12 protein-coding genes are annotated in these 11,682 nt (G+C 62.1%); 5 read left to right on the top strand and 7 right to left on the bottom strand.

From position 1 onward, the window contains the following. The first annotated feature begins 28 nt into the window (after positions 1-28). From ACQR1W_RS27560 to ACQR1W_RS27550, 3 genes are all read left to right on the top strand, one after another. Positions 29-697: an aspartate/glutamate racemase family protein gene (locus tag ACQR1W_RS27560; RefSeq protein ID WP_434853757.1), complete on the top strand. Its 669-nt coding sequence runs from the start codon at positions 29-31 to the stop codon at positions 695-697. Between the two features lie 834 nt (positions 698-1,531). Beyond that, positions 1,532-2,086, top strand: a complete 555-nt coding sequence (locus tag ACQR1W_RS27555) for a hypothetical protein (RefSeq protein ID WP_434853756.1) — start codon at positions 1,532-1,534, stop codon at positions 2,084-2,086. 333 nt (positions 2,087-2,419) lie between these two features. Beyond that, on the top strand, positions 2,420-2,788 hold the full coding sequence (locus ACQR1W_RS27550) for a hypothetical protein (protein WP_434853755.1): 369 nt from the start codon (positions 2,420-2,422) through the stop codon (positions 2,786-2,788). 186 nt (positions 2,789-2,974) lie between these two features. Here ACQR1W_RS27550 and ACQR1W_RS27545 read toward each other — a convergent pair whose 3' ends face one another. The 5 genes from ACQR1W_RS27545 to ACQR1W_RS27525 all read right to left on the bottom strand — a co-directional run bounded on the left by ACQR1W_RS27545 (position 2,975) and on the right by ACQR1W_RS27525 (position 7,172). Beyond that, entirely contained in the window at positions 2,975-3,223 is a 249-nt protein-coding gene (locus tag ACQR1W_RS27545) for a hypothetical protein (RefSeq protein WP_434853754.1), read from the bottom strand. Between the two features lie 75 nt (positions 3,224-3,298). Further along, entirely contained in the window at positions 3,299-3,739 is a 441-nt protein-coding gene (locus ACQR1W_RS27540) for a hypothetical protein (protein ID WP_434853753.1), read from the bottom strand. A gap of 276 nt (positions 3,740-4,015) precedes the next feature. After that, on the bottom strand, positions 4,016-4,714 hold the full coding sequence (lexA, locus tag ACQR1W_RS27535; RefSeq protein WP_434853752.1) for a transcriptional repressor LexA: 699 nt from the start codon (positions 4,712-4,714) through the stop codon (positions 4,016-4,018). A 175-nt stretch (positions 4,715-4,889) separates the two neighbouring features. Continuing rightward, entirely contained in the window at positions 4,890-6,101 is a 1,212-nt protein-coding gene (locus ACQR1W_RS27530) for a molybdopterin molybdotransferase MoeA (protein ID WP_434853751.1), read from the bottom strand. Positions 6,102-6,218: 117 nt separating this feature from the next. Continuing rightward, entirely contained in the window at positions 6,219-7,172 is a 954-nt protein-coding gene (locus tag ACQR1W_RS27525; protein WP_434853750.1) for a LysR substrate-binding domain-containing protein, read from the bottom strand. Between the two features lie 84 nt (positions 7,173-7,256). On the opposite strand from ACQR1W_RS27525, the gene ACQR1W_RS27520 reads away from it, so the two are divergent. Together ACQR1W_RS27520 and ACQR1W_RS27515 are read left to right on the top strand one after the other, a co-directional pair. After that, positions 7,257-8,189, top strand: a complete 933-nt coding sequence (locus tag ACQR1W_RS27520; protein WP_434853749.1) for an MBL fold metallo-hydrolase — start codon at positions 7,257-7,259, stop codon at positions 8,187-8,189. Between the two features lie 25 nt (positions 8,190-8,214). Then, positions 8,215-9,192 (top strand): alpha/beta hydrolase, encoded by a 978-nt coding sequence (locus ACQR1W_RS27515; RefSeq protein ID WP_434853748.1) that lies wholly within the window; start codon positions 8,215-8,217, stop codon positions 9,190-9,192. Between the two features lie 87 nt (positions 9,193-9,279). Here ACQR1W_RS27515 and ACQR1W_RS27510 read toward each other — a convergent pair whose 3' ends face one another. Then, on the bottom strand, positions 9,280-9,903 hold the full coding sequence (locus tag ACQR1W_RS27510) for a hypothetical protein (protein WP_434853747.1): 624 nt from the start codon (positions 9,901-9,903) through the stop codon (positions 9,280-9,282). After that, complete coding sequence (locus ACQR1W_RS27505; protein ID WP_434853746.1) at positions 9,904-11,478, bottom strand: hypothetical protein; 1,575 nt, start codon at positions 11,476-11,478, stop codon at positions 9,904-9,906. Positions 11,479-11,682 lie beyond the last annotated feature (204 nt).

Raw genomic sequence — 11,682 nt, 5'->3', positions numbered from 1 at the left:
GCATGATAGGTCGATGGAGGTTTTGAAGATGCATATTGGCCTCATCGGAGGAATTGGTCCGGCCGCGACGGACTTCTACTACCGGCGATTGATTTCGACCTTCGCAAGCAGGAAGGCGGCGCTGGAGCTGACAATTGTGCACGCCGATACGCCAACGCTTCTCAAAAATCTGTCAGCCAATGACGTCGAAGCGCAGGTGGCGATCTATACGAGGCTCACCAATCGCCTCGTTGCCGCGGGCGCTGCTTGCGTCGTTGTCACCTCGATCGCGGGACACTTCTGTATTGAGGCCTTCAAAGCGTTGTCGCCCCTGCCGGTTGTCGACATGATTCCGAGGTCAGTGCGGCTGTCGAAAAACGTGGCCTCAAGCGGATCGGAATTCTCGGAACTCGCACGGTCATGGAAACGCTTCTATGGTGGCGTCCGCAGCGCCGACATCATCCCGCCAAGCGGAAGCGACCTGGACGATGTGCATCAGGCCTATGTTGCGATGGCGGCGTCCGGTGTCGTGACGGAGGCGCAGCGTTCAATCTTCAATCATGTGAGCCGGAAGTTGCTCGATGAGGACGGCGCCGAGGCCATCATGCTCGGCGGGACCGATCTTGCGTTGGTCTTCAGCCAGGACGCCGCGCCGTTCCCGCTGGTCGACTGCGCTGCCATTCATGTCGACGCGATTGCGCGACTGGCTATTGCGTGACGGCGGTTCGGCATCAAGGGACGGGCGAGATGCTGGGATCACGATCCGGATGATGATGTCAGTACTTGCGCGCTCGTACCTCCGCACAGAGGTCTTGACCGGTTGGCGGTGAAACCAAGTGTTGATGCCCACTCTGTTCCAGATAGCTGACGATTTCATGCAGCGCCGCAAATCGGCGGCCTTGAGCCGACAGACGATACGAACGGCTACGTCCTAATGGTAGCCCCCGGCCGCCTTCCTGTATCAGCCCAGCAACAATGCCACCCGGAAACATCCACAGCATGCACGTGACTTCAACCCGGATAGTCCAGAGCCGATAAAATTGTCCCCGTAAAGCTTTCCGGGCTGGTTAGAAATGTAAATCCACGTCCCCACCAGAACCGGCTCATGAGTTTTGTCCCAGGAGCACGGCAGTTCATCATTTTGGATTTCAAAAGCTCCGCACAGATCATCAGTGCAAGGGTCACGCCCAGCCAAATGTAGAGAATCGTCGGAGACCTACGCTGCCTAAAGAAGGCAGATCAGTGACAAACCAGATCGGATCTGAGTGCGAACCGAGGGCTGCTTCTGGTCGCAAGCGACCCTTCGGTTCTTCGACAGCCTGCTTCCAGTTGAACCCGAACAGCAGACCTGCTTGGCATAGAGCGAGAGGTCGAAGACGGGCCAAGAGGTGACATTCGAGACGGCACAAAAACAGTTAAAGTCCTCTCGAGGCTAACGATCTGTAAAATGGATCGTAAAAAAGCTCGGATGTAGCCGATGACTTACACAACCTTCGCATGCTACCGGCATAACTTCACTTCATACGGCTCGATCCGAACGACGGGACATAAGATGTCAGATAAACTCCAAGCGAATGATTGCCTGGAAATCTATGAATCGCGCGTCCGACTCAGCTTCTTCCTTGCCGGTGGGGTGCTTCTCACTCTCGGTGCATTGTTCATGACCGGAGCTTGCCTCGGCGTGCTTTTTGGCTTCCTTGGCCCTCCTCAAACAACGGCTCGCCAGATTGTTTCGCCGTCCCTAGCGTTGCTGATTGGGGTGGTAGGCATCATCATGTTCGGACCGATTACTATTCAGTCAGCGGGTAGGCTGTTCGGTCCGCGCCGGCCGGTTCTCTTTTTGACCCCGGATGGCTTCAAGGATAGCCGGATCAGCTCCGACTGGATTCCGTGGTCTACGATCCTGTCTGCGAAGGACTATCGTGGTAAAGGCCTTGTTCTGGACGTGGATCCTCAATTCGTGAGTACGCTACGAACAAATTTTGTAGGCCGGTTCTTGGGCACGGCAAATCGGCTCTTCGGCTATCGAGGCTTATGGATCGCAGCATTCCCGCTTGAGAACACATCCACGCGCGCACTTCTCGAAATCATGCGTGGCCGAATTTAGAGGGTTGAGGCCATGGCAGCGGGCCCGGAGTCCGGATTGCTCGTAGTTCTACATCTGCCGAATGTCCGCCTTGGATCAGAACCAGTGGTTTTGACCCGTGCAAGCCGCTTCCGGTCTATAACTCGACAGCCGACGCTTCGATGAGCATCGGGCTAGGCAGCATGGGGCCCGAAGCCGCCATGTGAAAGTGAAAGTCGCAGCTCCAGTATGATTGTTTTACGGAGTTCTCTGGGCCAATAGTTTCGACCCGCTTCGTCAAACCTCACGTGTGGTAGATTGCGTCAGTTGGCGGTCTGCGGGCACGGCTGCTCCGGTGGAGGCGCGCGAATTGGTATGTTTGTTCGGTTTGTGGTCGGCGCCGACGGTGAGAACCACCGCTGGCTGACGGGTATCATTACTGAGGCGCGGCTTCTTCGCGACCGGGGACAACTCGCCTCCTATCAGACGGAGTGGCTTGAGGACACCTACGCTTGGCTAAATGACCATCTCCCTTGTCCGCCATTCTCGACGAGCAACTGGGGACCAGAAGCAGTTTCGTGGTTTAAGGACACGGCGGAGCCATCGATCAAAAAGATGTGGGAAATCGCGGCACTCCTTGAGGAGCACGGCACCGCAGTGCGGCTGCTCCGATCGAAGAACCCGGGAAAGATTGTCTATGAGGACGACTTCCAGATCGTAGTCCAGGAGTGGAGGCGTCTCTAGACCAGCACCAACGTCGGCTTCGGGTTCAAAAGCGGCGATTCGCTTCCACGTCGCTTACTTCTGGTTTCACCCCCGGAGCGGACATCATCGGAGCCGATCGAGGATGTCCGAGATGGGGCCATATCCAGTCATGCGACACGCGCGACCTATGCAGTTCGATCGGACCACAACCTCTGCGTAGAGGTGCTAGCTCTGACCGGACTCCGACGGCAGCTCGAACGTGCCGAGATGATATTCGGAGGTCTCGTCCTCCTCGTCATCGTCAGACGGGGACTGCGCTGGCGGCGGAAGTTCCACCAGCGTGAAGAGCGCATCGGGATGTCGCTGCCAGATGGCGAGATCGTCGGCCGTCACGGTCAGCCACCCGAACGTAAACATGTAACGACCGGGCTCAGTGATGCGCCCGGCCTTCTGCCAACTGATCTTGTTGACCACGGTCCACTCTCCCCCCGGCGAACCACAACTTCCGCCGAGGGCTGAATGTTCCTATTTGTTTGTCTTCGCTTCAGCTCAGGTAATCGAGATCCGTCGCACCGGCGTCACTTCGCTTCCGCTCGCTGCCTCCGTGCCCAACGGCTTGCGCTCGGCAGGCTGCTTGGCGACCGGGAGCTGCAGCACGGTCACGCGCTGTCCTTCGCAGAGCTGCGTTACCAGCACGTGGCGGCCGTCAGCGAATTCGATTGCGTCGTGATGGCGATCGGGCACGTGCTTCTCGATCGCGTTGAACTTGGCCACGCGTTCGCGGATCGTGCGCGTCCAGATCCAGCGGCTGTCGTAGCGGACGTCGTCAGCAAACGCCAATTCCGTTCCGGGCAGCATACACACGGCGACATTCGGCTCGCTCTCGGAGGCGAAGCCGCGGGTCGAAGTTCCGCGGAACGTCGTCGAGATCAGCGTTTCCCCGACCTTCGCAGGGCGGGACGCAACGGCATGCAGGCTATAGTCACACATCGGATCGCTCCTCGTTCGAGATAGCAACCCACGCTCCCCCCGGACAGGCGCAGGCCTCTATCAGAGTGGACATCAAACCCGATGTTAGCGCGTGCTTAACGGCAATTCTGCGCTGATCTGCACCGTCTACGGCCGTTCGTGATCACAACCGTTTGAGCGCATTGCTTCACTCTCAGAGCGCACAATCACCACCGTCGTCGGAGCAGGCGTCCAACGCGTCAGATCAAATCTGGTCTCGGCGCAATCGAGCCTGTGAGAAGCTCGCGCGCGAAACAATCAGTATTTTCGGTAAAGTCCGACCAGCTTGCCCTGAATCTTGACGCGGTTGGGCGGCAGGATGCGGACTTCATAAGCAGTATTGGCCGGCTCGAGCGCAATCGAAGCGCCGCGACGGCGAAAACGTTTCAGGGTGGCTTCCTCGTCGTCGATCAGGGCCACGACGATGTCGCCGGTATCGGCTGAGTCATTGCGCTGGATCAGCGCCATGTCGCCGTCGAGAATGCCGGCATCGACCATCGAGTCGCCGCGCACCTCCAGCGCATAATGCTCACCGGTGCCGAGCATGTCGGCGGGCACGCTGATGGTGTGGCTGCGAGTCTGCAAAGCTTCGATCGGCGTGCCCGCGGCAATGCGGCCCATCACCGGAACCGCGACCGGACGCTCACCGTCGTCGATCGCAGGCGTGCTGGTCCGCACCTTGCCGAGATTGCCTTCGATCACCGAGGGTGTGAAGCCGCGCCGATTGTTCGCCGCTTGCGACAGCTCGGGCAGCTTGATCACCTCGATGGCGCGCGCGCGATTGGGCAGGCGACGAATGAAGCCGCGCTCCTCGAGCGCCGTGATCAGGCGGTGGATGCCGGACTTGGAGCGCAGATCGAGTGCGTCCTTCATCTCGTCGAAGGAGGGCGGCACGCCAGCTTCCTTCAGACGTTCGTTGATGAACCGCAGAAGTTCGTACTGTTTGCGCGTCAGCATCTCGACCAGATCCCCAGGGTTGACGTGTCGTCCTTGTTCGAGACGACCTTTTTCACGGCGCCCGCAACATCTTCGAAACAAATCATGAACGGACACTATCTGTTCGATATGTGTTCTGCAATCCTTAATTTGTAGTGAAGATGGCGCGCACGATGCCTGTCAGAATCTGCCCGGTTTATTCCGGCAGACGCAGAATCTCGCAGGTGGAGCCGGCACTTGCTGCGGATGCAAAAGCGGGGCGGATCACCAAAGCCTGGGACAGCGCGAGATTTCCGAGCAGCGAGGAGTCCTGATGCGTGACGGGAGTGGCGACCAGCGTGCCGTCTTCGCGCTCTTCGAGTCGCGCGCGCAAATAGTCCTCGCGGACGTCATTGGCGCCGAGGTCGCGGCCGAGCAGAGCGGTCTCGCGGGCGGGGTGGATCTGCGCCAGCCCCAACAGCTTCCGAATCAGCGGCACCAGAAACAACAGGCTGCAGACATAGGAGGAGACGGGATTGCCGGGCAGACCGATCACGCGCATAGCGCCGAGGCGCCCATGCATCATCGGCTTGCCCGGGCGCATCGCGATCTTCCAGAACGCCATCTCCACGCCTTCAGCATCCAGCCCCTGCTTGACCAGGTCGTGATCGCCGACCGAAGCGCCGCCGGTCGTGATCAGGATGTCGGCTTGCGCCTCGCGCGCGCGGCGAATGCCGGCGACCGTCGCGTCCAAGGTATCCGCGGCGATGCCGAGGTCGATCGGTTCTGCGCCTTCGGCGCGCGCCAGCGCGCGCAGAGCATAGCCGTTGGAGTAGACGATCTGCCCAGGCTCGGGGCTGGAGCCCGGCATCACCAGCTCGTCGCCGGTGGCGAGCAGCGCCACCTTCGGCCGGCGGCGCACCGGAAGCTCCGGATAGTTCATGCTGGCTGCGAGCGACAGGTCGCGATCGCTCAGGCGGCGCCCGGACTGGAGCAGCACGTCGCCCTCGCGGAAATCCGCACCCGCGGGACGGATGTGGCGGCCCTGTCTGGCCGCTTCGGTGAGGGTGACGTGATCGCCGTCAGCGATGGTGTCTTCCTGGATTACGACCGCATCGGCCCCGTCAGGCACCACGCCGCCGGTGAAGATGCGCGCGGCTTCGCCCGCTCTGAGCGCACGTTCGAACGGCCGACCGGCCGCGATCTCGCCGATCACCTTGAGCCGCGCCTGCGCGCGGTCGGCATCCGCGGCGCGGACCGCATAGCCGTCCATCGCCGACATCGCCTGCGGCGGCTGCGTGCGCAGCGCGGCGACATCGCGCGCCAGCACCCGATGATAGGCCTGGTCCAGCGCGATCTGCTCCTCGGGCAGCGGGACGGCGCCGTCGAGGACCAGGGCCAGAGCTTCGGAGACCGGCATCAGCGCCATGAGAGTTCCTTCCGGGAGGAGCCGGCGCAGCGCCGACCGAATTCGCCTTCTAACCGAAGCTCTAACGCAAGGCCAAGCGCTTCGGCTGCGAGGCGGTCGCGGCAGAGTGATCGGTTGCTATCCGGCCACCGCGCGACAGGCGGCGCGCTCTGTCGTCTGCAGGATCTCGGCGACCAGGGTCCTGAGCCAGACCGAGGCCGCATCGCGATCGAGCTGCAGCGGCCAGACCATGGAGACTGCCGGCAGTCGCAGCTTCAAGGGGACCGGGCTGAGCGTCAGGCCGAAGCGCGGCCCGTAAAGCCGCGCCATGCGCGCCGGTATCGTCGTGATCACGGGCGAGGCGGCGACGGTCGCCAGCACGCTCAGAAATTCCGAGGACGCCGCCACCACGTTCAGCTCGGTCCCGATCTCATCCAGTGCGGCGGCGAAGCACCCCTGCAGGCTGTTGGTGAACGTGACCAGCACCTGCGGCAGCGCCATGTAATCGGCAAGCGCGATCGGCGCCTTCACCGGCACGCGGTTGGGGTTGAAGGCGCAGCTCAGCGCCTGCTCGAACAGGAACTGCGACTTGTGCCGCTGCACCTCGGCCTCGAAACAGCCGACGGCGAGATCCAGCGATCCCTCGTCGAGCAGGCGGTGAACCTGGTCTCGTTCCGCCGGCTGGCTGATCAGCCGCAAGCCAGGGGCGGCGCGGCGGAGCGCCGCCGTGAGTTCGGGGATCAGCAAGAGCTCCACCTCGCTGGAAAAGCCGAGGCGGATGGTGCGCTGCTCGGTCGCCGGATCGAACGCCGGCGCGGCGTGCAACGCGGTCTGCATCTGCGCCAGCGCGCTACGCACCGGTCCTGCCAGCGCAGCAGCGCGAGGCGTGGGCTGCATCGCCGTGCCGATCCGGACGAACAGCTCGTCCTGCAGCAGCACGCGCAGCGTCGACAAGGTGTGGCTCATGGCGGGCTGCCCGACTTTGAGCCGGGCCGCGGCGCGCGTGACACTGCGTTCCTGCATCAGCGCGTCGAACGCGACCAGCAGGTTCAGGTCGAAGGAGCGAAGATCGAAGTGATCGATGGACTGCATGAGCTGGATCGATTTGAGCAATGTAACAGCTAGTCCTAGATCTCGATCCAGACAAGATGATCGTTCGGATCGAGGCAGCCAGATATGCACGACATCACGACCTACCGCGTTGGCGACGCCACCGTCACCAAGCTGTTCGAACTCACCCTGGACGGGGTGGATGCGTCCTTTCTCTATCCCGGTGCCGACGCCGCCAGCGTCGCGCGGGAACGAGCCGCGTTCGGGCCCGGCTCGGTCGACGCGTCCACCGGGTTGCTCCGCCAGAGCATCCATAGCTGGTTGGTGCGGACGCCGGAGCGGGTGATCCTGATCGATACCGCGACCGGCAATGACAAGGAGCGGCCGAGCGTCCCGATCTTTCACCGCCTGAACGAACCGTTTCTCGAGCGGCTGAAGGCGGCCGGCGTCGGCCCTGAAGATGTCGACCTCGTCCTGATGACACATCTGCACGCCGATCACGTCGGCTGGAATACGCGCCTCGTCAATGGACGCTGGATGCCGACCTTTCCGAATGCGCAATACATCTTTTCCGGCCGCGAGCGCGCCTATCAGGCGGCGCTGTCGGCGCAAGACGGCTCAGACGCCGCGATCCGGGATGCAGCGAAACTCGGCCCGATGACGCATCCGCCGCTGGCGGGCGTCTACGAGGACAGCCTGCTGCCGATCATTGGGGCTGGCCTCGCGCGGGAGATCGTGGTCGACGGCTCTGAGGTCGTCGACGGCTTCCGCTATTTGCCGAGCGCGGGTCACAGCATCGATCATGCCTGCATCAGCTTCACGTCGCGCGGCGAGCGTGCGCTGTTCTGGGGCGACGTGATGCATCATCCGCTGCAGGTCGCGCGCCCCGACTGGAACTCGGTCTATTGCGAATTCCCGCAAGCCGCGCAGGCGTCGCGCCGATGGGCGATGAACCACGCCGCCGAGACTCAATCGCTCGTCTTCACCACCCATTTTGCCGAGTCCTCCGCCGGCCGCATCAGCCGCGACGGCGACCGGTTCGCCTGGCAGTTCGTTTGAGATGGCCCGCACGATGATCGGAAGCGTGTCATCCTCTCAGCGGATCGTTTCGGACCGCCGCCTGATTGCCGGCCCGGCGCCGGACGTGCAGCTTCATCTCATCAACAAGCGCCCGGACGATCAGCAGGACTTCTCGCCGGAGCGCACGGTCGTGATGATGCACGGCGCGACCTTCTCGTCCGCAAGCCTGTTCGATGTCGCGGTTGGCGGCGCGTCCTTCATGGATGTCCTGGCGCAGGCCGGCTATGACGTCTGGGCGGTCGATGCGCGTGGTTATGGCGGCTCCAGCCGGCCGGTTGAAATGTCGCGCGCGCCTGGGGATGGGGCGCCGCTGGTGACGGCGCGCACCGCGATCGATGATTTTGGTGCAGCTGTCGACTTCATCTGCCGCCATCGCGACATTCCCCGCCTCAATATGCTCGGAATGTCCTGGGGTGCGACGGTGGCAGGCGCGTTCGTGAGCGAGATGTGTGCAAAGGTCGAGAAACTGATCCTGGTGACGCCGTTGTGGCTCTCCAAACAGCCGCTGCGGATCGATGCCGGCGGGCCGCTCGGCGCCTACCGCATCGTCAGTCCGGCGGCGTTCGAGGCCGCATGGCGCAGCGCGGCTCCGGAATATGCGCGACAACAGCTGATCCCGGACGGCTGGTTCCAGGCCTGGGAGAAGGCGACCCTGGCCACCGACCTGGACTCGCCGCAGCCCGGCACGGTCCGCGCGCCCTCCGGCGCGGTGCAGGACGTGCGCATGTACTGGACCGCCGGCAAGCCGCTCTATGATCCCGGCGCGATCGCCCGTCCGGTGCTCGTGATATCGGCGGAATGGGACGTCGATGTCCGCTTCGACATGGCGCACGATCTGTTCGTGCGCCTGGTGAACGCACCTTACAAGCGCTTGGTCGAGATCGGGCAGGGCACCCACATGATTCTCATGGAGAAGAATCGCCGACAGGCGTTCGACGCGGTGATCGGCTTTCTCGACGAGCGCATGGTACCGGCAAGCTGAGGCTTAGTTATCCGCCAGATGCCCCGTGACGGCGCTGATGTCGCGCGGCGCCGGAGCGACATTTTCGCTTCAAAGGGCTCATTGATCTCAACGTGCGGCTATCAGCTTATAGGCAGCAATGGCACGCTTGAGATCGTCATATTCGTTGCACGAAAGCAAACAGACATTTTCCAATGCGGCGAGTTGTTGCTCAGCTTTGATGGAGTCGCCGAGAACCAGATAGGCCTCGCCAAGATGCTCGTGCGCGCTGCGATGACGCGGGTTGAGTATCAACGCTCGCTGATAATGTCCGATAGCCGGACCAAGCTGACGTAGCCGCCGATAGGCATAGCCAATGTAGTTTTGGATATCTGCGTTCTGGGGGTCACGCAGCGCGGCGAGTTCGAACGCTGTGATTGCACCGTTCCAATCCTCTGCCGCGAGCGCCCTCTTGCCTGCACTGAAATCAGGATCGAGTTGCGCCCAGTCAGCATCCGACGCGACCAACACCATAGTGGTGCAAATCGGCCAAGCTTCGGGCGTGATGGCGGTGTCAGCTCTAGCGCCGGGTCCACTGAGCGGTGGCGGAGACCGCCAATCGGGCAGGCCTTTGGTGCAGACGCCGTAACCCGCGACTAGCGCACCGAGCATGACGGCCACTGCGATCGCGCGGATCATCGTCGTATCTTCTCCTCCGTCGGGGCCGCCGGACGAGGTCAGACGGCCCTTCATCTACCGATTAGTCCCGACAGTCACATCTCGTTGCAAGTAAGCCTTGGCCTCTCGGATTTCTGGCCGCTCAGTATCGGCGTTCTTGGCCAGCTCCACGAGCTTGCCGAAATATTCGACTGCCTTCTGACGGTTGCCCAAGCCATCCGCTGCGCGGGCGGCTCCCCAGAAGCCGCGGAAGCGGTTGGGGGTTTGCTTGAGCGCGGTCTCGAATTCGCTCAGTGCCGCCGCGGGCTGCCCGATTTCGAGCAGCATTTCCCCGAGCAGTTCGCGGAACGGAAAGAGGCGGTTTTCCATCGCCACGTGTTTGAGGCTGCCGTCCTCACTGTCGGCGGCTGCGCGCATGTATCGTAACGCCCGATCGCGATCGCCTTCCTTGAGTGCCACCCACGCCGAAACGGCAAGCATCTGCTCTTCCGTGCGGTCGGCCCAGTAGGACTGGTCGGCATCCTGTAGAGTCGTGCGCAACACCTTCATCGCGTCGATCTCTCCCCTGGCGCCGGCGAGATCGCCGGTACGCGCCATGCCGAGCCCGCGGGTGAAGCGGATCAGAGAATCCGCCATGGGATATTTGGTCGGAATCATCGGCAGCGCAGCAGCGCCGGCCCAATCTGCCCGCTCCAAGACATAACGGGCCGGCATAGCAGCCTTGGCGGTGAAGTTGACGAAGTTAATCGGTCGATCGCCGCGATCGGCGGTGGCAAGTGATTTCCTGATCATCGCATCAGCCTTGGCATCCTGCGCGAGCTGCAGATACGCATAGACGGTAAAATCTGACGCGTGATAGTAGTCGGGCTGGATCTCAAGCGCTGAAGCGTTCGAAGCGATGGATTCTTCCCAGAGCCCGACCATGGAATAGATGTGTGACGGCATGTGCCGCGCATGCGGCACGGCCGGCGCAATGCCGGCATAGCGCCGCGCCGACGCGACTCCCTTTTCGGCAAGCGGCGCAAAGTCGTAGGCGTGAATGAGGTAGTGCGTCACGCCCGGATGCTGCGGGTTCTGCTCGAAGAGCTTTTCCAGGAGTGCTGCGGATTTGAGCTGCTGGGCGTAGGTGAGGTCGCTCTTCGGTGCTGAGGCTTGCAGCGTCAGCGCGTAGTAAGTCTGCACCTCGTAGTCGTCAGGATAGGTCTGCGCCATTCGCTCCATCGCGGCATTGTAGGCCGCCAATCGGGCATCCACCGGTCTGTTGTCATAATCGCGGAAATAGGCACTCAGTGCCTCGATCCAGTCGCGCTCGCGTTGGGTCTTCGGCCCCGCGGTCCGTGCTTTTTCAAGGGCGTCCCAAGCCGCCTGCGCCTCCGCTCGCGTCGGCGTGGTTGCCAGCGTGTTGCCGAGGAGGTCCATCGCCACACCCCAATATGCCATGGCACAGTCGGGATCCTGCTGCAGTATGGCTTCGAACTTCCGGCGGGCGATCAGGAACCAATACGAATGCAGCATGGCGACGCCGCGGTCGAACTCGGCCTGCACAGTGGGGGCGCAGGATGTCGGGAAGCTCACTTTGCCGAGTTGTTGGTCCTGCTGGCCGAACGAGCCGCTTGCCATGGCTGCGGTGATCAGGCCAGCTGCAAACAATGTCCGTGTCGAGTGAGTGCTCATAGTAACTCCCCCTCAAAATTGCTGGCGATAGCCTCCGTCCCGAAAACAAATGAAAATCCACGTCCTCGCCCGCGCTGATGCTGCTCATCGATTTCGGGCAACGTCCGGCTGGCAGCTCGCCCCGAATATTACGCCAACCCAAATCCCGGAAAGAGCAGTAAGACTTCCATACTTGGCCCA

The organism is Bradyrhizobium sp. HKCCYLS1011 (assembly GCF_051167795.1).
In the GTDB taxonomy this organism is placed as follows: Bacteria; Pseudomonadota; Alphaproteobacteria; order Rhizobiales; family Xanthobacteraceae; genus Bradyrhizobium.
This window is presented reverse-complemented; position numbering and strand designations above follow the sequence as displayed.

Coding starts and splice junctions, on each gene's coding strand:
- ACQR1W_RS27550 (WP_434853755.1), top strand. CDS start 2,420: ATGTTTGTTCGGTTTGTGGTCGGCGCCGACGGTGAGAACCACCGCTGG.
- ACQR1W_RS27555 (WP_434853756.1), top strand. CDS start 1,532: ATGTCAGATAAACTCCAAGCGAATGATTGCCTGGAAATCTATGAATCG.
- ACQR1W_RS27520 (WP_434853749.1), top strand. CDS start 7,257: ATGCACGACATCACGACCTACCGCGTTGGCGACGCCACCGTCACCAAG.
- ACQR1W_RS27510 (WP_434853747.1), bottom strand. CDS start 9,903: ATGAAGGGCCGTCTGACCTCGTCCGGCGGCCCCGACGGAGGAGAAGAT.
- ACQR1W_RS27530 (WP_434853751.1), bottom strand. CDS start 6,101: ATGGCGCTGATGCCGGTCTCCGAAGCTCTGGCCCTGGTCCTCGACGGC.
- ACQR1W_RS27525 (WP_434853750.1), bottom strand. CDS start 7,172: ATGCAGTCCATCGATCACTTCGATCTTCGCTCCTTCGACCTGAACCTG.
- ACQR1W_RS27560 (WP_434853757.1), top strand. CDS start 29: ATGCATATTGGCCTCATCGGAGGAATTGGTCCGGCCGCGACGGACTTC.
- lexA (WP_434853752.1), bottom strand. CDS start 4,714: ATGCTGACGCGCAAACAGTACGAACTTCTGCGGTTCATCAACGAACGT.
- ACQR1W_RS27540 (WP_434853753.1), bottom strand. CDS start 3,739: ATGTGTGACTATAGCCTGCATGCCGTTGCGTCCCGCCCTGCGAAGGTC.